This is a genomic window from Streptomyces sp. HUAS CB01 (assembly GCF_030406905.1).
GTDB classification, from domain to species: domain Bacteria; phylum Actinomycetota; class Actinomycetes; order Streptomycetales; family Streptomycetaceae; genus Streptomyces; species Streptomyces chengbuensis.
In genome coordinates this window covers 3635009-3657208 of sequence record NZ_CP129137.1, presented here as the reverse complement: position 1 = coordinate 3657208, position 22200 = coordinate 3635009, and the positions used below count along the sequence as shown (strand labels likewise).

The window sequence follows — 22200 nt, the reverse complement described above, 5'->3', positions numbered from 1 at the left end:
GTTGTCCTCTGTTCGTCATGCCCGTGCACCAGAGCCGAGAGGACCGTCCCCGTGAGCCAGTACGTGTCCCGGCTCGCCGGCACCCTGGCGGCGCCGCCCCGTCTGCGGCTGCCCGGCCATCACCGCAGGCCGCGGCGGGTGGCCATGCTCAGCGTGCACACCTCGCCCCTGCATCAGCCGGGCACCGGCGACGCGGGCGGGATGAACGTCTACATCGTGGAGCTGGCCCGACGGCTGGCGGCCATCGGCGTGGAGGTCGAGATCTTCACCCGCGCCACCACGGGCGGGCTGCCCCAGTCCGTGGAGATGGCGCCGGGCGTGCTGGTCCGGCATGTGGACGCCGGTCCGTACGAGGGTCTGGCCAAGGAGGAGCTGCCGGCGCAGCTCTGCGCCTTCACCCACGGGGTGATGCGGGCGTGGGCGGGCCACCGCCCCGGCCACTACGACCTCGTCCACTCCCACTACTGGCTCTCGGGCCACGTCGGCTGGCTGGCCGCCGAGCGCTGGGGCGTCCCCCTCGTCCACGCCATGCACACCATGGCCAAGGTCAAGAACGCCGCGCTCGCCGACGGCGACACCCCCGAGCCCGCCGCGCGGGTCATCGGCGAGACGCAGATCGTCGAAGCCGCCGACCGGCTGATCGCCAACACCGCCGAAGAGGCGCGCGAGCTGATCCGCCACTACGACGCGCGTCCCGCGAAGGTCGCCGTGGTCCACCCCGGCGTGAACCTCGACCGCTTCCGTGTCGCCGACGGCCGTTCGGCCGCGAGGGCCCGTCTCGGACTGCCCAGGGACGCCGTGATCCCGCTGTTCGCCGGCCGCATCCAGCCGCTGAAGGCCCCCGACGTGCTGCTGAGGGCCGTCGCGCTGCTGCTGGACGAGGACCCCTCGCTGCGGTCCCGGATGGTGGTGCCGATAGTGGGCGGCCCGAGCGGCAGCGGGCTGGCCAGGCCGGAGGGCCTGCAGAAACTGGCGGCGCGGCTGGGCATCGCCGATGTGGTGCAGTTCCGGCCACCGGTTGCGCAGGACCGGCTCGCCGACTGGTTCCGGGCGGCGTCGGTGCTGGTCATGCCCTCGCACAGCGAGTCGTTCGGGCTGGTCGCCGTGGAGGCGCAGGCGGCCGGCACGCCCGTCGTCGCGGCCGCGGTCGGAGGACTGCCGGTGGCCGTGCGGGACGGCAGGACCGGCTTCCTGGTGGCCGGCCACGACCCGGCGGACTACGCCCGCGCGCTGCGTCGCTTCGTCGACGACCCGCGCCTGACGAGCCGGATGGGCGCGGCCGCCGCCGAGCACGCCCGCAGCTTCGGCTGGGACACGGCGGCCGCCGCCACCGCGGAGGTCTACACGGCCGCGATGCACGAACACCGCCGTCGCGTACGCTCCCACCATGGCTGACGCGCGGCAGATCATCGAGGCGTACCTCAAGGACGCGGAACTCGACTGGGAGGGCCCGGAGCCCGGCACGTACGTCGTCACCCTCCCGGGCACGCGCAAGCTGGCCACGACGTGCTCCCTGCGCGTCGGCCGGCACACGCTGTCCGTCAACGCCTTCGTCATCCGCCACCCCGACGAGAACGAGGCCGGCGTCCACCGCTGGCTGCTGGAGCGCAACCTCAAGCTGTACGGGGTGAGCTACGCGGTCGACCGGCTCGGTGACGTCTACCTCGTGGGCAGGCTCCCGCTGTCGACCGTCGGCCCCGAGGAACTCGACCGGCTGCTCGGGACCGTGCTGGAGGCCGCGGACGGCGCGTTCAACTCGCTGCTGGAGCTCGGCTTCGCCGGGGCCATTCGCAAGGAGTACGCCTGGCGGGTCGCGCGCGGCGAGTCCACGCGCAATCTCGAAGCGTTCACGCATCTGACCCAGCGGCCCAAGGGCTGACCCAGCGGCCCGAGGGGCTGACCCCGCGGCCCGAGGGCCAAGCGGGCCCACGCCGCCCAGCAGCGGCGGCCGTCAGACCCCGGCCTTCCCCGCGGCCGTCCCGATGCCCGTCCCGGTCGCGGTGTCCGTCGCCGTCGCCGTGCCGGGTCCGCCTGCGGGCGCCGCCGGTACCGAAGCCGCCGGTACGGGCTCGACGGGCGCCGGTGCGGGCGCGGCCGGCGGGGCGGGGACCGCGGAGGGCGCGTGCTCCACGGACGCCGTGGGCCCGTCCGGGAGTCCGCGCATCAGCAGCCAGTAACCCAGCGCCGCCACGGTGCCCATGACCGCGCACGACGCCCACAGCCACGCTGCGCCGAAGTGGTCGATGACGTAACCGGCCATCAGCGGGGCGAGCAGCGCCGCCGCCGACCAGGAGAGGGTGTGGACACCCTGGTAGCGGCCGCGGCCGTGCACCGGGGAGAGCCTGACCACCAGGCCCATCTGGGTGGGGGAGTTGACGATCTCGGCGAGCGTCCACACCACGACCGTCAGCGCGTAGAGACCGAGCGAACCCGCGAACGCGGTGAGGCCGAAGCCGTAGCCCGCGAGCAGGGCGGAGAGGACGAGCAGGCGCCGCGGGTCGCGGTGCTCGATCAGACGGGTGACCGGGATCTGGAGGGCGACGATGAGCACGCCGTTGAGGGCGATGACGAAGCCGTAGTCCGAGGGCGACCAGCCGTCCATGCCCATCGCGACCGGCAGGGCGACCGAGCTCTGCATGAAGATGAGGGCGAGGAGGAAGGACAGCCCGACCACACCCATGTAGCGCCCGTCGGTCAGCACGGTGCCCAGGCTGATCTCGGTTTCGGCCCTGTCCGCGGTGGCCGGCCGCTCCGGCCGGGACTCGGGCAGCTTCACGAACACGACGACCGCGCAGACGAGGGTGAGCGCGGCCTCGCCGAGGAAGCCGGCGAGATAGCTGTACTCGGCGACGAGTCCGGCGCCCGCGGAGGAGATCGCGAACCCGAGGTTGATCGCCCAGTAGTTGAGGGAGAAGGCCCGCACCCGGTCCTCGGGCCGGACGATGTCCGCCATCATCGCCTGCACGGCAGGCCGGGAGGCGTTGCTCGTCATGCCGACGAGGCCGGCGACGGCGGCGATCGCCACCGGATGCTCCATGAAGCCGAGCAGGGCCACGGAAGCGGCGGTCGAGGTCTGGGCGATCAGCAGCGTGGGCCGCCGCCCCAGCCGGTCGGCCATCACCCCGGCGCCGAGCGACGAGACGACGCCGCCGAGCCCGTGCAGGGCGGCGACGAGTCCGGCGTACGAGGCGGAGTAGCCGCGCTCCAGTGTGAGGTACAGGGCCGTGTAGGTGGCGACGAAGGCGCCGAGCCGGTTGACCAGGGTGCTGGTCCACAGCCACCAGAACGCCCGGGGGAGACCCGAGACGCTCTCCTTCGCGGCCCGTCTGAGCGCGGCTATGGACATACGGGCATCCCCCCGGAGTGATGTAAGTGCCCCTGCAGCGATCAGCAACTTACAAGTGGGCCGCTCCGGATGGCCAGTGAATTGACGCCGGACGTCAATCGTCGGCCGTGCAGGGCGTCGATTAGGCTCGGCTCCATGGCCGACGCGACGTACAAGCTGATCCTCCTCCGCCACGGCGAGAGCGAGTGGAACGCGAAGAACCTGTTCACCGGCTGGGTGGACGTCAACCTCACCGAGAAGGGCGAGAAGGAGGCTGTCCGCGGCGGCGAGCTGCTCAAGGACGCCGGTCTGCTCCCCGACGTGGTGCACACCTCGCTCCAGAAGCGCGCCATCCGCACCGCCCAGCTCGGGCTGGAGGCCGCGGACCGCCACTGGATCCCGGTGCACCGCTCCTGGCGTCTGAACGAGCGCCACTACGGCGCCCTGCAGGGCAAGGACAAGGCGCAGACCCTCGCGGAGTTCGGCGAGGAGCAGTTCATGCTGTGGCGCCGCTCCTACGACGTCCCGCCGCCGCCGATCGACGACGACAACGAGTTCTCCCAGGCGCACGAACCCCGCTACGCGACGATCCCGCCGGAGCTGCGCCCGCGCACCGAGTGCCTCAAGGACGTCGTCGTCCGCATGCTCCCGTACTGGTACGACGCCATCGTCCCGGACCTGCTGACCGGCCGCACGGTCCTCGTCGCCGCCCACGGCAACAGCCTGCGCGCCCTGGTCAAGCACCTGGACGGCATCTCCGACGCGGACATCGCGGGCCTGAACATCCCGACGGGCATCCCGCTGGCCTACGACCTGGACGCCGACTTCAAGCCGCTCAACCCGGGCGGCACGTACCTCGACCCCGAGGCCGCGGCGGCGGCGATCGAGGCGGTCAAGAACCAGGGCAAGAAGAAGTAGTCGCTCACGAACAAGCCCCCTCCCCGCGGTCCTTCGCGGGGAGGGGGCTTTTCGGTGCCCGCGTGCCGCCCGCGTTTTCCAGCCGCGTCGCGATGCCGCCCGTGAGATCTCGAGGCGGTCCCGCTCCGGCCGATCGCGCACCTCTGCTCGCCCGCCCGAGCCCCGGAGGGCCCGCGACCGCTGCCTCGCCCGGATCCGTGAGCAGCACCTCCCGGGGGGCGTCGTCGCAGACCAGCGCGTGTTCGCCGGTCATGGTCGCCGTTCTCTTTGACAGGTCCCCGTAGGGGGAGGACGCTGGAAATGCCCTGAAAGTCTGATTAATTCTTCATGGTCGGAGGTGCATGGGAATGCGCCGCAGGATCGTAGCCGCGTTGTCGGCAGGAGCCGCAGGGCTCGCACTCGGCGTGATGCCGGCAACCGGGGCGTTCGCCGCGAGCCAGGTCACGGCTGATCGGGGTTGTTCCGACTGGAGGGGCGGGGGCTGCGGTTACTACGACGACTACCGCGACTACCGGCACCACGATCGGTACTACGACCGGTACTACGACGACTTCGACAGGAACTTCAACGACGTCGTGGTCATCCTCGTCGCCGTGAGGTGAGCACGGGCGGCAGCGCGCACGGCAGCGAACCGCCCCCGGGCGGGGGCGCGTTCGTCGCTGGCGTGCGCGCATGACCCTGCGCCTGGAGAAGATCCCGCCGGACAACGTGGAGGCCGCGCTGAAGCTGCGCGTGCGGCCCGAGCAGGACAAGAACGTCGAGCCGGTCGCGGTCTCGCTCGCCGAGGCGTACGCGTGGGGCGAGACGGCCTGGCCGCGGCTGATCGTCGACGGGGACCGGCTCGTCGGCTTCCTCATGGCGTTCCTCGACATCGCGTGGAACCCGGCCGGGGACCCCGAGGACCGGCGCAGCGGTCTGTGGCGGCTGAACATCGCGGCGGACGCGCAGGGCCGCGGGTACGGGCGCTTCGCCGTGGGCGCCGTCGGCGAGGAGATCAGGCGGCGCGGGCGGGATCGCCTCTTCACGACCTGGGAGCCGGGCGAGGCCGGACCCGGCGCGTTCTACCTGAAGCTCGGCTTCCGGACCACCGGCGAGACGAGCGGAGGCCAGACCGTCGGCGTGCTGGACCTGGCTCCCGCCTCCTGAGGAGCCGCGGGCCGGGGCTCGCGGAGCCGTCAGCCCCCGCGGTGCGGACGCTCACCTTCGCCATGGCGGGCCGAGGGGCCCCGTCCGCACGGACGGGGCCCCTCGGGCGCACGTTCGGTCAGCCGCACTGGCACGGCGCGCCCGACTGGCAGCCGCAACCGCAGCCCGAGCCGCAGCCGCAGGCACCGAGCAACGGGAGCCGGCGCGGCTCCTGGGGCACTTCGACGGACACGTCCTGGCGCGGGTCGGTCGTGGGGGAGTCGGCCATGGGATCCTCCTCAAAGGCGCACCTTTGACGCCTCTCCCCATTGCATGCCCAGTCGGCCCGGCGCATCAACGGCGCACGGAGGCCAAGTCGCCGCGAGCCGGTCCCGCCCGGCGCGTCGGACCCCGCGCCCCGATCCCGTACACCGTTCCGGTCTCCGGCCCCGACCCCGTAACCGCTCCGGTGCCCGGTCCCGCCCGCACGCGGGGTCTCGGCGCCACCGGATGCCGCCGGTCCGCCCGCTACGCGCCCTCGACCCTCGTCTCCGGCTGGAGTTCGTCCGCGTGCTCGCCCGTGACCAGGTACACGACACGCTTGGCGACGGCCACCGCGTGGTCGGCGTACCGCTCGTAGTAGCGCCCGAGCAGCGTGACGTCGACCGCGGTCTCGATGCCGTGCTTCCAGCGGTCGTCGATCAGGTGCGTGAAGAGCGTCCGGTGCAGCAGGTCCATCTCGTCGTCGTCCGTCTCCAGCTGGAGCGCCAGGTCGACGTCCTTGGTGATGATGACCTCCGCGGCCTTCGCCATCAGGCGCTGCGCGAGCTGCCCCATCTCCAGGATGGTCGCGTGCAGGTCACGCGGGACCGCCGAGTCCGGGAAGCGCAGCCGGGCCAGTTTGGCCACGTGCTGGGCCAGATCGCCGGAGCGCTCCAGGTCCGCGCTCATCCGCAGCGAGGTCACCACGATGCGGAGGTCCGTCGCGACCGGCTGCTGGCGCGCCAGCAGGGCTATCGCCCGGGCCTCCAGGTCGTGCTGGAGATCGTCGACCTTCTGGTCCGCGGCGATCACGCTCTCCGCGAGCTTGAGATCGGCGTCGAGCATGGCCGTGGTGGCGCGCCCGATCGCCGAGCCGACCAGCCTGGCCATCTCGACGAGGCCCTCGCCGATCGAGTCCAGTTCCTCGTGGTACGCGTCCCGCATGGGGTTCCCTCTCTTGAAAGCGTCAGGGGGTCCGGGTGGGGCTGAACCCCCACGCTCCCACGTTCCGTCCGCAACGCGTCCGGATCCACCCTCCCAAGTGAACCGCTCCCTTCCCCTTGGTGAACTCTGGGCGACGACTGTTCGAGGTGCCACTCGGACGGCTGGGAGAGCCGGGACGAGCGTGCATAACCTGGATGCATGGACGTGAACGCGGCGGTCGCCGCATTGGCCGCGATCGCCGGGGTGTGCACCGGCGTGATCGCCATGCTGGCGTTCCGCTGGAGCGAGCGCGACCAGGCGAGACCCACCCGCAGCTCCCTGCACACGGACGCCGTGCTGCCGCCCGGCGTCGACACGGTGCTCTCCGTGCTGCGCTCCTCGGCGGTCGTGCTCGACGAGAGCGACTCCGTCGTCAAGGCCAGCTCGGCCGCGTACGCGCTCGGCCTGGTCAGGGGCGGCAAGCTGGCCGTGGAACCCATGCTCCACATGGCCCGCGACACCCGCCGTGACGGCGAGATACGGCAGGTGGAACTCGATCTGCCGAGGCGCGGCACCGGACGCGGCGAGGCCCTTGCCGTCTCCGCCCGGGTCGCGCCGCTGGGCTCCCGCCTGGTGCTGCTGCTCGTCGAGGACCTCACCGAGGCCCGGCGCATCGAAGCGGTACGGCGCGACTTCGTCGCCAACGTGAGCCATGAGCTCAAGACGCCGGTGGGTGCGCTCTCGCTGCTCTCCGAGGCCGTCATGGACGCCTCCGACGACCCCGAGGCGGTCACCCGCTTCGCGGGCCGGATGCAGATCGAGGCGACCCGGCTGACCAACCTCGTGCAGGAGCTCATCGACCTCTCCCGGGTGCAGAACGACGACCCGCTCGAGGACGCCGAGCCCGTGCGCGTGGACGAACTGGTCGCCGAAGCCATCGACCGGTCCCGCCACACGGCGTCCACCAAGCAGATCACCATGGCCGTCGGCGGCACCACCCGGGCGGACGGCACCGCCGGCCTGCACGTCTGGGGCAATCGGGGCCAGCTGGCGGCGGCCCTCGGCAATCTCGTCGAGAACGCCGTCAACTACTCCCCGGCCCGCACCCGCGTCGGCATCGCCGCACGCCGCGTCACCGCCCCCGGCGGGGACCAGATCGAGATCGCCGTGACCGACCAGGGCATCGGCATCTCCGAGAAGGACCGCGAGCGGATCTTCGAGCGCTTCTACCGGGTCGACCCCGCCCGCTCCCGTGCGACCGGTGGCACCGGCCTGGGCCTGGCCATCGTCAAGCACGTGGCCGCCTCGCACGGCGGGGAGGTCACGGTCTGGAGCACCGAGGGCCAGGGCTCCACCTTCACCCTGCGGTTGCCGGAGGCCGGCTCCGTCAGGGACCGTACGCAGGTCCGGAGCGGCGAGGACGCCGACGCCGGACCGTACGACGCCGATCCGGCGTCCGACCCGAACCCCGATCCCGACTCCGACCCCGGTCCCGACTCCGACGCCGCTTCCGGTCACCGCGAAGCCCCCGGTGCGGAGGCGGACCGCCCGACGGAGTCGGACCCCGACTCCCCTTCCGGTCCTGATCCTCGGACCACACCACGCGAACCACTGCCTGCCCCGGAGGTCCTTCCGTGACCCGAGTGCTTGTCGTCGAGGACGAGGAGTCCTTCAGCGACGCTCTTTCCTACATGCTCCGCAAGGAGGGCTTCGAGGTCGCGGTCGCGACCACCGGGCCCGAGGGCCTCGACGAGTTCGAGCGCAACGGAGCCGACCTCGTCCTGCTCGACCTGATGCTGCCCGGACTGCCCGGCACCGAGGTCTGCCGGCAGCTGCGCGGCCGGTCCAACGTCCCGGTCATCATGGTCACGGCCAAGGACAGCGAGATCGACAAGGTCGTCGGCCTGGAGATAGGAGCCGACGACTACGTGACGAAGCCGTTCTCCTCGCGGGAGCTGGTCGCCCGCATCCGCGCGGTCCTGCGCCGCCGCGGCGAGCCGGAGGAGGTCGCCCCGGCGGCCCTCGAGGCCGGACCGGTCCGCATGGACGTCGACCGCCACGTCGTCACCGTGGCGGGCGGGAAGGTCGACCTGCCGCTGAAGGAGTTCGACCTCCTGGAGATGCTCCTGCGCAACGCGGGCCGCGTCCTGACCCGGATGCAGCTGATCGACCGCGTCTGGGGCGCCGACTACGTGGGCGACACCAAGACCCTCGACGTCCACGTCAAGCGCCTCCGCGCCAAGATCGAGCCCGACCCGGGCGCCCCGCGCTACCTGGTGACGGTGCGCGGTCTCGGCTACAAGTTCGAGCCGTAGACCGGCCCCGCCTCCCGGACAGGCCGAGTGCGTACGAAGGCGGCCCCGCCAGGACTTCCTGGCGGGGCCGCCTTCGCACGTGCGGTGCACGGCCGGCGCGCGGCGTGCGGAGCGGGGACGCCCCGGGTTCGCGTGCCGCGCCGCGCGGGCGTCAGTGGCCCGCGTTCTGGGACGCGGAGGCGGAGTCCGAGGGGGTCGTCTCGCCGCTGTGCTCGCCGCCCTCCGTCTCGCCGCTGTGCTCGCCGCTCTCGCCGTCCTCGGCCTCGTTGCCGTGGGCGCCCTCCGCCGGGGCCGAGCCCGTCGGGCTGGCGGCCGGGGACGAGGCCGGGGGCTGGGGCAGGCTGGACGGCCCGTAGTCGCGGTAGTAGTCGGCGGCCGGGACGACGAAGGCGTCGAGCGTGACGTCGCCGGTCTCGCTGAAGCGGAAGACGATCCGCTGGACGTCGCCGAGCTCGCCGGCCTCGCCGCTGTTCTCGATGACGCCGGAGGGGTTGCCCTTGCCGCCCAGGACGACCGAGCCGCCGGGCGCCAGCGTGATCGGGCCGGCACCCGTGGCGGGGGACAGCTTCACGGTCGACTTGGTGCCCGGCAGCGTGACGGAGTCGAGCGTCTGCTCCTTGGTGCCGTCGTTGAACAGGGTCGCCGACACGGCTGCCTGGCCCTGGACGCCGCGCTGCGGCTGGGTGATCACCGTGGCGTTCTGGATCTTGATGTCGCCCACCGAGGTCTCGGCGTTGTCCGGCCGGACGCCGAGGGTCTGGGCGTCGTTGCCCGCAGCGCATGCGGAGAGCGAGGCGATCGAGAACAGGAGGGCAGTGGCGGCGAGGGCGCCGCGTCGAAGGCTGCTGCTCACGGCGGCGGCATCTCCTAGGACGTACGGACGGGGTGAAGATCGGTCAGCGGGCTTAGGTTACCGACCCCTCGTCGGCGTCCCGCACCCGACCCGCCCCCGACACGGCCCCGGGCGCCCCGGCCGTGCTCCCGTGGCCGGATCCGAACCCCGCTCCCGTGCCGGATTTCATCCGTCGTTCACATAAGCAGCGTGATCAATTCCGAGGTCGTCGCGCATTCCTCGGGAAAACGCCGACGGCTCCCCGGCGGTCTTCCGGCGATCTCCGGATGATCAATTCGGGATTCCCTCTCGCGCGTCCCGCCGGACGGGTGACCGAGCCTCGAACGGAGTAGGCGAAGTAGACTGCTGAGAACCCGGCAAATCGGGACTTTCGGCCACTTGGACGGGGGTTGTGAGGTGCGTAACGCCCGTGTTTCCGGGCGCCCGTGCAGCCGCTCCCACCTGCGAATACCCCCTTCCGGAAGCTGTCCGCAGCACGTCCATGTTGCTGTTGTCAAGCCCCGAGATATGCCCTGACCTGCGAAAACGTCATTCAGAAGAAGCCGTTCTCGTGTTACCCTGGATAGCCACGGAAGGGGTACCTGTCACATGACGTTCAAGGTTGGCGACACCGTGGTCTATCCCCATCACGGGGCCGCGCTGATCGAGGCCATCGAAACTCGCCAGATCAAAGGCGTGGACAAGACCTACTTGGTGCTCAAGGTCGCCCAGGGCGACTTGACGGTTCGTGTGCCGGCGGACAATGCGGATCTCGTTGGCGTGCGCGACGTGGTCGGTCAGGACGGGCTGGACCGGGTCTTCGACGTGCTGCGCGCGCCGTACGCCGAGGAGCCGACGAACTGGTCCCGTCGCTACAAGGCAAATCTCGAGAAGCTCGCCTCCGGCGACGTCATCAAGGTCGCCGAAGTGGTGCGTGACCTGTGGCGCCGCGAGCGCGAGCGCGGTCTCTCCGCCGGAGAGAAGCGCATGCTGGCCAAGGCTCGCCAGATCCTGGTGAGCGAGCTGGCTCTCGCGGAGAACACCAACGAGGACAAGGCCGAGGCCCTGCTCGACGAGGTCCTCGCGTCCTGACGCGCGTCCTGCTGTGAGAAGCAGGGCCTGAGGCCGGCGGTGGTCCGGCGTCAGGCGCGTGTCCACGGTGCAGAACTGAATGCCGCGGTGCCCGCTGACCCAGCTGGAAGGTTGTGTCGCCGGGCACTGCGGCATGTCCACCGCACTGCCGGACGCCGCGCGCTGTGCCGATCCCCGCCGTGTCCCCCGTCCCCTGCCCTCCTGGTGCGCCGGGCCGGGCGGACAGCCGGCTCGACCGGTCGTCACGGAAGGGTCCGGTCGAGGGCGTCGCGCCCGGCACTCCCCAACCTTCGGTCGGGGTACGCCCAGGCCATACCCATATCGGCCGAGGGAACAAACCTGGCCATGTCAATTCCCCCCGGGCATGCCGAAAAAAGGGGCGGTTCCTTTTCCGGCTGCCGGCGGCTTACCGTGACCTTCCGCGACTTTGATCCCCGGAGTGGAACCGATGTCAGAACAGACGCGCACGGGCCGCACCGCCGTGGTGATTCCCGCGGCCGGCCGGGGCGTACGGCTCGGCCCGGGTGCCCCCAAGGCGCTCCGCGCGCTCAACGGCACCCCCATGCTGATCCACGCCGTACGCGCCATGGCGGCCTCGCGCGCCGTCTCGCTCGTCGTCGTGGTGGCGCCGCCGGACGGCGCCCCCGAGGTCAAGAACCTCCTCGACGCGCACGCCCTGCCCGAGCGGACCGACTACCTGGTCGTGCCGGGCGGTGACACCCGCCAGGAGTCCGTCCGCCTCGGCCTCGAAGCGCTGCCCGAGACGGTCGGCACCGTGCTCGTCCACGACGCCGCCCGCCCGCTCGTTCCCGTCGACACGGTCGACGCCGTGATCGCGGCCGTCCTCGACGGGGCGCCCGCCGTCGTCCCCGCCCTGCCGCTCGCCGACACCGTCAAGGAGGTCGAGCCGCGGGAGAAGGGCACGCCCGAGCCCGTCGTCGCCACCCCCGAGCGCGCCAGGCTGCGCGCCGTGCAGACCCCGCAGGGCTTCGACCGCGACACGCTCGTACGCGCCCACGAGACCGTCGCCGTCAGGGGTGAGGGCGCCACCGACGACGCGGGGATGGTCGAGCGCCTCGGCGCCCCGGTGGTGGTCGTGCCCGGCCACGAGGAGGCGTTCAAGGTGACCCGTCCGCTCGACCTGGTCCTCGCCGAGGCCGTGCTCGCCCGCAGGAGGGCCAACGATGGCTTCTGACACGACCGGGCCGGCCACGCCGCCCGCAGCGCACACCCCCGCCGTGCCGCTCGTCGGCATCGGCACCGACGTCCACGCCTTCGAGCAGGGCCGGGAGCTGTGGTGCGCGGGACTCCTCTGGGAGGACTCCGGCGGCTGGGGCCTCGCCGGCCACTCCGACGGCGACGTGGCCGCCCACGCCGCCTGCGACGCCCTGTTCTCCGCCGCGGGGGTCGGCGACCTCGGCGCCCACTTCGGGACCGGCCGGCCCGAGTGGTCCGGCGCCTCGGGGGTCACGCTGCTCGCCGAGGCGGCCAGGATCGTCCGCGCCGAGGGCTTCGAGATCGGCAACATCGCGGTGCAGGTCATCGGCGTGCGCCCGAAGATCGGCAAGCGCCGCGAGGAGGCGCAGAAGGCGCTGGGCGCCGCGGCCGGCGCCCCGGTGTCCGTGTCCGGCACGACGACCGACGGGCTCGGGCTGACCGGCAGGGCCGAAGGGCTGGCCGCGATCGCCACGGCGCTCGTGTTCCGCGCGTCCTGAGCCGTACGGGGCCGTCGGTGGGGTAGATGCGGTTGTGACGTGAACGAATTCCTGCGCACGCACCCCGCGCGCCGAAGTCCAGGGAGGACCGCACCGTGACCGCCGCACTCAGCGACAAGCTCAAGGACATCCTCGACGGCCCCGTGTTCGTCGACATCGCCACCGTCCAGCCCGACGGCAGCCCTCAGGTCTCCCCCGTCTGGGTCAAGCGCGACGGCGACGACCTGCTGATCTCCACGACCCTCGGCCGGCGCAAGGAGAAGAACCTCCGGCGCGACCCGCGGGCCACCGTCGTCGTCCAGCCCGTCGACGAGCCGTACGTCTACGCGGAGGTCCGCGGCACCGTGACCCTCACCGAGGAGGGCGGCCAGGAGCTGATCGACGAACTGTCGGTGAAGTACACCGGCAAGAGGTACGCGGAGTTCAACCCGGACTCGGGGAAGGACGCGCCGCGCGTGGTCGTCCGGATCACCCCGCGGAAGGTCGTCGGGCCGCTCGCCTGAACCGGCCGCGGACCGCGGCGCGGCTCACGGGTCACAATCGGTCCCCGCGTCCCAGAGGGGCGCGGGGCACTGCCGACGGCCCACTACTCTTGAGGCGTGACTATTCGGCTGTACGACACCAGCGCCCGGCAGATCCGCGACTTCGTCCCGCTCACGCCGGGCTGTGTCTCGATCTACCTGTGTGGCGCGACCGTGCAGTCCGCCCCGCACATCGGGCACATCCGGTCCGGGCTCAACTTCGACATCATGCGCCGCTGGTTCGAGTACCGCGGCTACGACGTCACGTTCGTCCGCAACGTGACCGACATCGACGACAAGATCATCACCAAGGCCGCCGACCAGGGGCGCCCCTGGTGGGCGATCGGGTACGAGAACGAGCGCGCGTTCACCGCGGGCTACGAGGCCCTCGGCTGCCTGCCGCCCAGCTACGAGCCGCGCGCCACCGGCCACATCACCGAGATGGTCGAGATGATGCGCGGCCTGATCGAGCGGGGCCACGCCTACGAGGCCGACGGCAACGTCTACTTCGACGTGCGGTCCTTCCCCGGCTACCTCGAACTCTCCAACCAGGACATCGACGACCTGCGCCAGCCCTCCGGCGACAACGAGACCGGCAAGCGCGACCCGCGCGACTTCGCCATGTGGAAGGCGGAGCGGCCCGGGGAGCCGTCGTGGGAGACCCCGTGGGGACGCGGCCGCCCCGGCTGGCACCTGGAGTGCTCGGCCATGGCGCACAAGTACCTGGGCTCCGCCTTCGACGTCCACGGCGGCGGGCTCGACCTGGTCTTCCCCCACCACGAGAACGAGATCGCGCAGGCCAAGGCCTACGGTGACGACTTCGCCTCCTACTGGGTGCACAACGCCTGGGTGACCATGAGCGGCGAGAAGATGTCGAAGTCGCTCGGGAACTCGGTCCTCGTGAGCGAGATGGTCAGGAACTGGCGGCCCATCGTCCTGCGCTACTACCTGGGCACCCCGCACTACCGTTCGATGATCGAGTACAGCGAGGAGGCGCTGCGCGAGGCCGAGTCGGCCTTCGCGCGGATCGAGGGCTTCATCCAGCGGGTCACCGAGAAGGCGGGGAAGACGGTGGCCCCCGCCGCCGAGGTGCCGCCCGCGTTCGCCGAGGCGATGGACGACGACCTGGGGGTCCCGCAGGCGCTCGCGATCGTCCACACCACCGTCCGGCAGGGCAATTCGGCGCTGGCCGCCGACGACAAGGAAGAGGCCGTCGCCCGGCTCGCCGAGGTGCGCGCCATGCTCGGCGTCCTCGGCCTCGACCCGCTCGACCCGCACTGGGCCGGCGAGTCCGACCGCGGCGAGGACCTGCACGGCGTGGTCGACACCCTCGTCCAGCTCGTCCTCCAGCAGCGCGAGTCGGCACGGGCCCGCAAGGACTGGGCCACCGCCGACGCGATCCGCGATCAGCTGAACCAGTCCGGGCTGGCCGTCGAGGACGGCCCCGACGGCCCGCGCTGGACACTCGCACCGCGCTGACCGGCGACAATGTGCCGCCCGGGGTTCCGGGCGGCACACTTTCCTACGTACGTACACACGCACAGGGACCCGAGCGGCACCGTCCGGGACCCACGAGGATTCAGGGAAACAGGTAGTCATGGCCGGGAACAGCCAGCGCAGGAACCGCCGTACGTCCAACAAGAAGGGCGCGACGGTCGGCAGCGGTGGCAAGCGGCGCCGCTCCCTCGAGGGCAAGGGCCCGACCCCGCCCGCGTCGGCACGCAAGGGCCATGTGAAGAACCGCATCGCCAACGCCAAGGCCAAGCAGGTCCAGCGGCGCCCGGTCGCCCGCCGGGGCGGCAAGGGCTCGTCCGAGATGGTCGTGGGCCGCAACCCGGTCTTCGAGGCGCTCCGCGACGGCGTACCCGCGACGACGCTGTACGTCCAGCAGTTCATCGACAACGACGAGCGGGTGCGCGAGGCGCTGCAGCTCGCCGGGCAGCGCGGCAACATCCACCTGATGGAGGCGCCGCGCGCCGAGCTGGACCGGATGACGAACGGCCTGAACCACCAGGGCCTCGTCCTCCAGGTCCCGCCGTACGAGTACGCCCACCCCGAGGACCTCGCGGCCGCCGCCTTCGACGACGGCGAGGACCCGCTGATCGTGGCCCTCGACGGCGTCACCGACCCGAGGAACCTCGGCGCGGTCGTCCGTTCCGTCGCGGCGTTCGGCGGCCACGGCGTGGTCGTGCCGGAGCGCCGGGCCGCGGGCATGACCGCCGGCGCCTGGAAGACCTCCGCCGGCACCGCCGCCCGTACACCGGTGGCCCGTGCCACCAATCTGACCCGGGCCCTGGAGGCCTACCAGAAGGCCGGCATCACGGTGGTCGGCCTCGCGGCGGACGGCGAGGTCGAGGTCGGCGAGCTGGAGGCCCTCGACGGCCCGGTCGTCATCGTCGTCGGCAGCGAGGGCAAGGGGCTCTCCCGACTCGTCGGCGAGACGTGCGACTTCCGGGTCCGGATCCCCATGCCGGGCGGGGCGGAGTCCCTCAACGCCGGTGTCGCGGCGGGCGTGGTCCTCTACGAGGCGGCGCGCCGCCGGGCCTGACGGAGGCGGGGACGCCTTCGGGGCCGTGCGTTCCGGAGGCGTCGGCGCACGTCGGGGGCGTGCCTGCGACGCACCTCCCGCGCCGGGCCGGAGGGCGGCGCCCGAGCCGGGAACGATCTTGACGGGTCTCGGACATTCCGGGGCCGTCAAGGCAGTGTCCTAAGGACAGGTCACTCGGTTAGATGAGTGTGGACACCAGAACGCCCCGGCCCGGGTTCGACGATCAGCTCCCCCTGAACACCCCCAAGGTGGACTGCGATCCGGCGCAGGTCATCGTGAACCACGCCAGCTTCCGGGTGAAGCTCGGCCCGAGTCCGACCAGGCGCCCTGTCCGGGGGATGGTCGACACCACCAGGATCCCCGCTCTCAGCGGTGCCGGTGCGCGTCCCGTGGCGCGGCGCCGGGCACCCGTCGTGTGGAGCGGGAAGTCCGCCCCGGGCGACCCCGGGGCCTCGGGGCTGCTGCAGGCCGTGCGCAGCGCGGGGTCCGTCACCCACCCCGGACGCGCACACGACGGCCGGCCCGCGTTCGACGACACCAGGGCCTTCGACGACACCAGGGCTTTCGACGGTGGTCACGGCCTCGACCTCGGCGCCGCCACGCAGGTCATCCCCCGGGTCGACGCGCCCTCCTCCCCGGACACCCTGCCCACGCCCGTCATCGGCGCCCAGCGCCGGGAGCCGCTGCTGCCCCCGATGCGGCAGGCGGAGGGTGCGTACGACGCCTACGAGCCGTACGGCGAGGAAGCCGAGGAGGCGACCGACTTCGCCGCGCACGGCGGACGCGGCGGCCGGCAGACCGCGACCGCCCCGTACGGCGGCGTGCGCCACGCCTACTACCCCGGCCGCCGGATGAACCTCGGCGTCGTCCTCCTCCCGCTCCGCGTCTTCCTCGGCTTCATCTCGATCTACGCCGGGATGGGCAAGCTCTGCGACCCCGTCTACTTCGACGGCGGGGAGCGCGGCTCCATGATCAAGTGGCTGGCGTCCCTGGAGCCCTGGGCCCTCGCCGAGCCGCTGCGCGACTTCGCCCTCGCCCACCCCGTCGGCGCGGGCCTCACCGTCGCGTTCCTCCAGGTCGTCGTCGGCGTGCTCACCGTCCTCGGCCTCTGGCAGCGCGTCGCGGCCGTCGTCGGCGCCTCGCTCTCCGCCGCCCTGATCATGACCGTCAGCTGGCGGACCGTCCCGGTGTACGACGCGCCCGACATCATGAACCTCGCGGCCTGGTCGCCGCTGATCATCGCCGGCGCCCCCGTCTACTCCGTCGACGGCCGTCTGGCGGGCGAAGCCTGGCGCAAGCTCGGCCCGCGCTCCGAACTGTGGGAGCTGCGACGCCGTGTGCTGCGGCGCGGCGGCATCCTCGCCGCGGTGGTGGTCGGTCTGACGCTGCTGGTCGGCTCGGTCCTCGGCGGTGCCGTGCGGTCCACGGAACTCGTGACCGTCCCCGGCCCCGACGTCGACCCGACCAACCACCTCCCGGGTGCGGCGCTCCCCAGCGAGTCCGGCCGGCGCAGCCCGACCCGCGAGGCCGAGCGGAGCGCCCAGCCCTCCAGGAGTGAGTCGAGCAGCCCCGCCGCGGAGCGGGCCGAGCCGTCCGAGACGGCCGGTGAGACCGGGAGCGCCGGCGAGGCGGGCCGGCCGAGCGAGTCCCGGGGCACCGACGGGGAGCAGGCTCCGGTCCAGTCCGAGCCCGTGAACCCGCCGTCCGGCAGCTCGGGCCCCTCCTCCTCCGGAACCGGCGACTCGGGGGGTACGGACGGCGGCACGGGAGGCTCGGTCGGCGGCTCCGACGGCGGAGGCGGCACCGGCGGTACGGGTGGCGGCAACGGCGGCGGCAGCGGCGGCAACCGGAACCCGATCGGCGGTCTCCTCGGCTAGAGCGTGTCTCTTTGATCGGTGGTCAGTTGATCGGATGTGTCTATCCGATTAGTGATCACTGATGTGATGTGGGACCGGATCGAGCCGTTGATGCCGGCCGATCCGTTCCGAGGTCGACGGTGAGCCGATCACCACCGCACCTTGGAGGCCATCGCGCAACCTCACAGTGCAATACACCTAAGGCGTGTTTTAGAACTGCTCCTTTGCCCATGCTCCGCGCCGGGATGATCCCGGTGTGGGGCGTGGGGATCTCTCTGATGGCCAGTGGGCTGTGCTGGAGCCGTTGTTGCCCGTTGCACGGGTGGGCAGACCGTCGTTGTGTCGACGGAGGCTGATCGACGGAATCCGGTGGCGGGTGCGTACCGGTGCACCGTGGCGGGATCTGCCGGCAGAGTACGGGCCGTGGCAGACGGTTTATGGGCTCTTTCGCGGCGGGCAGCGCGAGAGCGTCTGGGCAACGGTGCTGACCGGATTGCAGGCTCGGGCCGACGCGGCCGGGCTCATCACCTGGGAGGTGAATGTCGACTCCACGATCTGCCGGGCTCACCAGCACGCGGCCGGTGCCCGCCGCGACGGCAAGGAACAGAAGGAACCGCCCGGTGGCACCCGCACCGAGCCGGATGACCACGGCCTGGGGCGCTCCCGCGGCGGCTGGACGACCAAGATCCATCTCGCCTGCGTACAGGGCCAGAGGCCGTTATCTTTGCTGATCACCGCCGGTCAGCGCGGCGACAGCCCCCAATTCGTCGCGGTCCTGGAAGCTATCCGTGTGCCCCGGCAGGGGCGGGGGCGTCCTCGCAGACGCCCGCTCCGGGTCCGCGCAGACAGGGCCTACTCCTCGCGAGCCAACCGCGCCTATCTACGCAAGCGCGGCATCCGCTGCACCATCCCCGAACCGGCCGACCAAGCGGGCCACCGCAGGCGCCGTGGCTCGGTCGGCGGGCGGCCTCCAGCTTTCGACCGCGAGGACTACAAGGCCCGGCACGCAGTCGAGTGCGGCATCAACGGGCTCAAGCGGAACCGGGCCGTGGCCACCCGGTTCGACAAGCTCGCCGTGCGCTTCGAGGCCAACGTCCACATCGCCGCGATCCACGAATGGCTCTGACACGGACCCGGCGATGTCACCCATACATGCCATGCTGCCTCGCAGTGTCAGCCCGGCGCGTCGACAACCTGAGAGGGACAGATGGGGGCCACGTACTACTGCGCGGACAGCGAGAACGGCGTCCACGTCGACGACCCGTCCGAGGACGTGCTGTTCATGCTGATCGATGAGCTCGACGGCTCGGACAACACCTTCGTCATCGTCCAGCCCGACGAAGACGACCCGGCCTGGTTCGCCTCCGTGGCCGTCCTGGACGAAGGCGGCTACGAGGTGGTCCTGCGCGACGCCACCCGCCGCGAGCACGAAGTGACTACCGAATCTGACATCGGCCACATCGCCAGTGACCTCACCCACTGGCTGGCCGTCCGCGACTTCCCAGGAGGGCCAGCCAGGCAGATCAACGAGTTCTAAAACACGCCTTAGGTGACACGGCCCCGGACCGGCCGCTGACGCGGAGGGGCGGTCATCGAGCGCGCGTCGGCGCAATCTTGACGAGGGCACGGTGTCGTACGGGATGAAGGCGATCCGCTCGTCACCGCCTGGGTCGTCGAGGACGGCCATCGTGACCCCGACTCAGGCGGTGACGAGCGCCGCCGACTCGGGGTCCGTACCGCTCATGAGTCCGAACGGCCCGTACCGCCGGGCCGAAGGGGCTCAGCCGCCTGACGCAGACGGTGCCGGGGTCTTGGCAGACCAGAAGTCGGAGCGGATGTAGGGGAACCCGTCCGCCGCGGGGGAGCTCGGGTCGAGCGGCTCCCGGGGGGCCTCGGTGACCTCGGACTCGGTCACGCAGGGCGAGGTGACGTCGATGCTGGCCTGACCCTTGTATCCGAACTCCAGGACGACCCGGAAACCCTCCGGGGTCGTTGCGAAGATCGCCGGGTTCTCCTTGTGTTTGCGGACCGACGTGATCTCGTACCCGTCCTTCTTCCACTTGCGCTCGACGACCCCGAGGAAGTTGCCGCGCCGCTCGTCCGAGATGATCGTCATCACGTAGCGTCGGCGGGTGATGCTCCCGGTCCCGGTGCTGTCGTTTTTGAAGTCGGTGCAGATGGAGTCGCTCGACGGACCGCGCTCAGTTTCGACACTCGGCTTGACGGCCCCGAAGATGCCATCGAGGATCTGTTCGGCCCGGTCCCCGGCTTCCTGCATATTCATGTTCGTAGGTGCCTTTCCCTTCGGTTGCGCATCCCCGTCGCCGATCAGCCCGCAGCCGGACACGACGGCGAGGACGAGTGCCACTGCGAGAATGCGGTGCTTCATCGGTGCTCCTGCGAGGTGAGCAAGTCGGGCCGTCCCGCGACGACGGCGGCCACGTTGGCGGCGGACTCGGGGTCCTTTTCGGGGTTGAAGTAGTTGGAATGAGCTGGCGTCGGGCCCTCACCGTCGATGATCGGCCGTGGTCCGTCATCGACCTTGAACCGGTTCGCGCCGAAGGCTTCGCTGGCAGGGTCCTTGCCGAACCAGATGTCGTCGTCACCTTGGTCGGCGATGTCCGCGGCCAGGTACGACAGCAGCGGGCCGCCGCCCATGAAGACGCCCCCGGCGGTCGCTTCCTGTTTCGACGGCAGTTTGCTCACCGGGTCGTTCTCGGCCGCGCCCACGAACACGTGGTTCTTGCCGACACCCAGGTCCTCCGCCTTGTCTACGCCGACGCCAGGGCTGCCGAGCAGAACGATGTCGTCCGCGCCTGGGATCCCGCCCCCTTCCTGGGTGGCGGCGCCGACCAGGCGTGAGCCGTACGAGTGTCCGATCGCCGTCAGATGCGGGTCACCGTGATCATTGGTGGCGCCCAGGCCCCTCATGAACGAGTTGTATGCGGGAGCTCCCCGTTCGGCCCGGTCGGCGGACATTACGTCGGTGTTGGAGAGCAAGGTCTCGGCATCCACTCCGCCGAGTTGGGGCGGGTCGTATCCGAGCCAGACGATAGAGGCACTGGATACGTCATGTTTGCGGGCCCCGACGGCGGTGTCGTGCGCCCGCTTGAGGTCGTTCCGGGCGAAGTCGTCGTCGAGTGCCGTGCCCAGGCCCGGTACGTATGCAGATACGTTCCGGGACGTGTCCGGGTTGCCGTAGGCCACGATCGCCCGGCCGGTACCCTCGTCGGCGATGCCCAGCAGATACATTGGCGGCTCCCTTCGGTCGGTGAGCCGGGCGGCTGCGTTCAGTTCCAGTTGGTTCTGGATCTCCTTCAGGCCGCCCAGCCGGGCCTTGGCCGCCTCGCCGTCCTCACCCGAGAACTTCGCGATCAGCAGCTGCAGGTTTTCCCGGTTCGCCTCGTCGCGGGTCAGGGCCGGAATGCCGTCGAGGTTGCCGATGACGTCCGGGTAGCTCGCGAGATACTCCTCGCGCTGAACCTCGGTGAGTCCGTCCCACCACTTCTTGCGGTCGGCCGGGGATTTGTCGAGCGGGATCTCGCGCTTGATCTGGTCGCCGGCGGCCTCGCGCACCGCTTCCATGTCGGCTGCCGCGTCGGCCCAGGTCTTCGCGTCGACGGTGAGCCCCGGCGCCGCCTTGAGTTTGTCGAGCGTCCTCTGGTAGCGCGCGTCGGTCTCCCGCGCATCGCGCAGTGCGTTCGCGATGCGGTCGGCAATGTCCTGGGCCTTGGCGTGGTGGGGGTTCGGGTTGATCAGGCCCGGCGCCTGGTAGCCGCTGCCGGGGTTGAGGAGACCGTTGTTGTTGGCGGGCGCGTAGAGGCCGGACCTGCCCACGGCCGTGCCGCCCGGGACCGGCTGCCCCGTCAGCTCGTTCTTGCCGCCGGTCGGGTAGTCGATGCTGCCGTTCTCGTGGACCGTGTACGACTGGGCCTCGGCGTCGGCGAGCGCCTCCTTGAGACGACGCTGCGGGGAAGCGAGTTCGGCTGCCAGCCCACTCACCGCAGTGCGTATCAGACCGCACTCGGTCTTGATGTAGTCGTAGTTGCGGTTGAGTTGCTTGAGGCGCTTCACCGCGGCCTCGGCGGACTCGCTCTCCTGCGTCTTCGACAGGGCACCGCTCATGTCCCCGGTGACGCGTTCATCGGCCGCGTCCGCATGTCGTGAAACGGCGCCCCAACTGTCGGCGGCGTCGTCCAGCTCACCGAGCTTCAGATCTCGCAGCTGCTGCCAGGTTAGCGACGACATCACTTGGCGTCACCGCCGTGGGGGACCCTCACCCCGTTCGACTTGGTCCCGACCTCTTTGTCGACCCCGCCGAGTTCCTTGGCTACCTGCCGCAGCGTGGGCTCCAGGCCTTCGCACTCGTCCCGTACTGCACCCAGGCGGGTCTCCCAGGAGCTCACCACGCTCTTCAGCGAGCCGAGGCTGGCGAGTCCGGTCAGGCCGCCCGCCATCCCCGCATGGCCCGCCGTCAGGTCCGCCTTGACCTTGTCGGTGCTGGTCCTGAGGCTGCTGGCGGTTGCCGCAGCGCGGTTCCACGGCTGTGCCGAGTGCTTCAGCCGGGGCCTGCCAGAAGAGGGGGTGCCACCGCCGCGATCGGCCGGGAACTGGTTGAGCTGCATTCCTGTCGAGTGCCGCTCGGCCGCGGATGCCTTGAGCTGCTCCCACTCGTCCCACGCCACGTGTGGTCTCCTCCCCCGTATATATGCGTTGCTCGCCCAGACCATCCGGGATCACCGGGGCAGGTTACCGAACTGCCCGTGGA

The 22200-nt window shown here is 71.3% G+C and carries 23 protein-coding genes; 16 read left to right on the top strand and 7 right to left on the bottom strand.

The annotated features are described in order from the left end of the window. The first annotated feature begins 51 nt into the window (after positions 1-51). On the top strand, positions 52-1395 hold the full coding sequence (mshA, locus tag QRN89_RS16140; RefSeq protein ID WP_290350128.1) for a D-inositol-3-phosphate glycosyltransferase: 1344 nt from the start codon (positions 52-54) through the stop codon (positions 1393-1395). Beyond that, positions 1388-1879, top strand: coding sequence for a type III secretion system chaperone family protein (locus QRN89_RS16135; protein ID WP_290350127.1), 492 nt, complete (start codon positions 1388-1390; stop codon positions 1877-1879). The genes mshA and QRN89_RS16135 overlap by 8 nt, the downstream gene beginning before the upstream one ends. Positions 1880-1951: 72 nt before the next feature. Here the strand turns inward: QRN89_RS16135 and QRN89_RS16130 are convergent, their stop codons facing one another. Further along, entirely contained in the window at positions 1952-3346 is a 1395-nt protein-coding gene (locus tag QRN89_RS16130; RefSeq protein WP_290350126.1) for an MDR family MFS transporter, read from the bottom strand. A 135-nt stretch (positions 3347-3481) separates the two neighbouring features. On the opposite strand from QRN89_RS16130, the gene QRN89_RS16125 reads away from it, so the two are divergent. The 3 genes from QRN89_RS16125 (at position 3482) to QRN89_RS16115 (ending at position 5389) form a co-directional block, all read left to right on the top strand. Next, positions 3482-4243 carry a phosphoglyceromutase gene (locus QRN89_RS16125; RefSeq protein ID WP_290350125.1) on the top strand — a complete coding sequence of 254 codons (762 nt, stop codon included), beginning with the start codon at positions 3482-3484 and terminating at the stop codon, positions 4241-4243. 347 nt (positions 4244-4590) lie between these two features. Next, positions 4591-4845 carry a hypothetical protein gene (locus QRN89_RS16120; protein ID WP_290350123.1) on the top strand — a complete coding sequence of 85 codons (255 nt, stop codon included), beginning with the start codon at positions 4591-4593 and terminating at the stop codon, positions 4843-4845. Positions 4846-4915: 70 nt separating this feature from the next. Continuing rightward, a complete protein-coding gene (locus QRN89_RS16115) occupies positions 4916-5389 on the top strand; it encodes a GNAT family N-acetyltransferase (protein ID WP_290350122.1) in 474 nt (157 codons plus the stop codon). Positions 5390-5507: 118 nt separating this feature from the next. Here the strand turns inward: QRN89_RS16115 and QRN89_RS16110 are convergent, their stop codons facing one another. Further along, complete coding sequence (locus tag QRN89_RS16110; protein WP_290350121.1) at positions 5508-5657, bottom strand: hypothetical protein; 150 nt, start codon at positions 5655-5657, stop codon at positions 5508-5510. 239 nt (positions 5658-5896) lie between these two features. Then, positions 5897-6574, bottom strand: coding sequence for a phosphate signaling complex protein PhoU (gene phoU, locus QRN89_RS16105; RefSeq protein WP_093661104.1), 678 nt, complete (start codon positions 6572-6574; stop codon positions 5897-5899). A 198-nt stretch (positions 6575-6772) separates the two neighbouring features. Here phoU and phoR point away from each other — a divergent pair, with 198 nt between their 5' ends. Together phoR and phoP are read left to right on the top strand one after the other, a co-directional pair. Beyond that, positions 6773-8191: a two-component system sensor histidine kinase PhoR gene (gene phoR, locus QRN89_RS16100; RefSeq protein WP_290350120.1), complete on the top strand. Its 1419-nt coding sequence runs from the start codon at positions 6773-6775 to the stop codon at positions 8189-8191. Next, complete coding sequence (phoP, locus tag QRN89_RS16095; protein WP_064067557.1) at positions 8188-8868, top strand: two-component system response regulator PhoP; 681 nt, start codon at positions 8188-8190, stop codon at positions 8866-8868. Before phoR ends, phoP begins: the two co-directional genes overlap by 4 nt. 151 nt (positions 8869-9019) lie before the next feature. Here the strand turns inward: phoP and QRN89_RS16090 are convergent, their stop codons facing one another. After that, on the bottom strand, positions 9020-9721 hold the full coding sequence (locus tag QRN89_RS16090) for a DUF461 domain-containing protein (RefSeq protein ID WP_290350116.1): 702 nt from the start codon (positions 9719-9721) through the stop codon (positions 9020-9022). 588 nt (positions 9722-10309) lie between these two features. On the opposite strand from QRN89_RS16090, the gene QRN89_RS16085 reads away from it, so the two are divergent. The 9 genes from QRN89_RS16085 to QRN89_RS16045 all read left to right on the top strand — a co-directional run bounded on the left by QRN89_RS16085 (position 10310) and on the right by QRN89_RS16045 (position 18969). Beyond that, complete coding sequence (locus QRN89_RS16085; RefSeq protein ID WP_017945956.1) at positions 10310-10792, top strand: CarD family transcriptional regulator; 483 nt, start codon at positions 10310-10312, stop codon at positions 10790-10792. A 448-nt stretch (positions 10793-11240) separates the two neighbouring features. After that, complete coding sequence (gene ispD, locus QRN89_RS16080; protein ID WP_290350114.1) at positions 11241-11987, top strand: 2-C-methyl-D-erythritol 4-phosphate cytidylyltransferase; 747 nt, start codon at positions 11241-11243, stop codon at positions 11985-11987. Beyond that, a complete protein-coding gene (gene ispF / locus QRN89_RS16075) occupies positions 11977-12507 on the top strand; it encodes a 2-C-methyl-D-erythritol 2,4-cyclodiphosphate synthase (RefSeq protein ID WP_290350113.1) in 531 nt (176 codons plus the stop codon). The genes ispD and ispF overlap by 11 nt, the downstream gene beginning before the upstream one ends. A gap of 95 nt (positions 12508-12602) precedes the next feature. Continuing rightward, entirely contained in the window at positions 12603-13010 is a 408-nt protein-coding gene (locus tag QRN89_RS16070; RefSeq protein ID WP_290350112.1) for a PPOX class F420-dependent oxidoreductase, read from the top strand. 96 nt (positions 13011-13106) lie between these two features. After that, entirely contained in the window at positions 13107-14507 is a 1401-nt protein-coding gene (gene cysS / locus QRN89_RS16065; protein ID WP_290350110.1) for a cysteine--tRNA ligase, read from the top strand. Between the two features lie 118 nt (positions 14508-14625). Further along, the gene (gene rlmB / locus QRN89_RS16060; RefSeq protein ID WP_290350109.1) at positions 14626-15576 is read left to right on the top strand and encodes a 23S rRNA (guanosine(2251)-2'-O)-methyltransferase RlmB; all 951 of its coding nucleotides are present in this window, start codon (positions 14626-14628) and stop codon (positions 15574-15576) included. A 182-nt stretch (positions 15577-15758) separates the two neighbouring features. Then, complete coding sequence (locus QRN89_RS16055; protein ID WP_290350108.1) at positions 15759-17453, top strand: DoxX family membrane protein; 1695 nt, start codon at positions 15759-15761, stop codon at positions 17451-17453. A gap of 235 nt (positions 17454-17688) precedes the next feature. Continuing rightward, on the top strand, positions 17689-18558 hold the full coding sequence (locus tag QRN89_RS16050) for an IS5 family transposase (protein ID WP_290350107.1): 870 nt from the start codon (positions 17689-17691) through the stop codon (positions 18556-18558). Positions 18559-18639: 81 nt separating this feature from the next. Next, complete coding sequence (locus tag QRN89_RS16045; protein WP_290350105.1) at positions 18640-18969, top strand: hypothetical protein; 330 nt, start codon at positions 18640-18642, stop codon at positions 18967-18969. Positions 18970-19212: 243 nt separating this feature from the next. Here QRN89_RS16045 and QRN89_RS16040 read toward each other — a convergent pair whose 3' ends face one another. The 3 genes from QRN89_RS16040 to QRN89_RS16030 are packed head-to-tail and all read right to left on the bottom strand — an operon-like array spanning position 19213 to position 22117. Next, positions 19213-19821, bottom strand: a complete 609-nt coding sequence (locus QRN89_RS16040; protein ID WP_290350104.1) for a hypothetical protein — start codon at positions 19819-19821, stop codon at positions 19213-19215. Continuing rightward, positions 19818-21680 carry an alpha/beta hydrolase gene (locus tag QRN89_RS16035; RefSeq protein ID WP_290350103.1) on the bottom strand — a complete coding sequence of 621 codons (1863 nt, stop codon included), beginning with the start codon at positions 21678-21680 and terminating at the stop codon, positions 19818-19820. Before QRN89_RS16035 ends, QRN89_RS16040 begins: the two co-directional genes overlap by 4 nt. Continuing rightward, positions 21680-22117 (bottom strand): amino acid ABC transporter permease, encoded by a 438-nt coding sequence (locus tag QRN89_RS16030; protein WP_290350102.1) that lies wholly within the window; start codon positions 22115-22117, stop codon positions 21680-21682. Before QRN89_RS16030 ends, QRN89_RS16035 begins: the two co-directional genes overlap by 1 nt. Between the last annotated feature and the right edge of the window lie 83 nt (positions 22118-22200).

Bases quoted from the DNA above. Each gene is read 5' to 3' on its own strand.
- QRN89_RS16135 (WP_290350127.1), top strand. From the start codon at position 1,388: ATGGCTGACGCGCGGCAGATCATCGAGGCGTACCTCAAGGACGCGGAA.
- QRN89_RS16130 (WP_290350126.1), bottom strand. From the start codon at position 3,346: ATGTCCATAGCCGCGCTCAGACGGGCCGCGAAGGAGAGCGTCTCGGGT.
- QRN89_RS16125 (WP_290350125.1), top strand. From the start codon at position 3,482: ATGGCCGACGCGACGTACAAGCTGATCCTCCTCCGCCACGGCGAGAGC.
- QRN89_RS16120 (WP_290350123.1), top strand. From the start codon at position 4,591: ATGCGCCGCAGGATCGTAGCCGCGTTGTCGGCAGGAGCCGCAGGGCTC.
- QRN89_RS16115 (WP_290350122.1), top strand. From the start codon at position 4,916: ATGACCCTGCGCCTGGAGAAGATCCCGCCGGACAACGTGGAGGCCGCG.
- QRN89_RS16110 (WP_290350121.1), bottom strand. From the start codon at position 5,657: ATGGCCGACTCCCCCACGACCGACCCGCGCCAGGACGTGTCCGTCGAA.
- phoU (WP_093661104.1), bottom strand. From the start codon at position 6,574: ATGCGGGACGCGTACCACGAGGAACTGGACTCGATCGGCGAGGGCCTC.
- phoR (WP_290350120.1), top strand. From the start codon at position 6,773: ATGGACGTGAACGCGGCGGTCGCCGCATTGGCCGCGATCGCCGGGGTG.
- QRN89_RS16085 (WP_017945956.1), top strand. From the start codon at position 10,310: ATGACGTTCAAGGTTGGCGACACCGTGGTCTATCCCCATCACGGGGCC.
- ispD (WP_290350114.1), top strand. From the start codon at position 11,241: ATGTCAGAACAGACGCGCACGGGCCGCACCGCCGTGGTGATTCCCGCG.
- ispF (WP_290350113.1), top strand. From the start codon at position 11,977: ATGGCTTCTGACACGACCGGGCCGGCCACGCCGCCCGCAGCGCACACC.
- rlmB (WP_290350109.1), top strand. From the start codon at position 14,626: ATGGCCGGGAACAGCCAGCGCAGGAACCGCCGTACGTCCAACAAGAAG.
- QRN89_RS16055 (WP_290350108.1), top strand. From the start codon at position 15,759: ATGAGTGTGGACACCAGAACGCCCCGGCCCGGGTTCGACGATCAGCTC.
- QRN89_RS16045 (WP_290350105.1), top strand. From the start codon at position 18,640: ATGGGGGCCACGTACTACTGCGCGGACAGCGAGAACGGCGTCCACGTC.
- QRN89_RS16040 (WP_290350104.1), bottom strand. From the start codon at position 19,821: ATGAAGCACCGCATTCTCGCAGTGGCACTCGTCCTCGCCGTCGTGTCC.
- QRN89_RS16035 (WP_290350103.1), bottom strand. From the start codon at position 21,680: ATGTCGTCGCTAACCTGGCAGCAGCTGCGAGATCTGAAGCTCGGTGAG.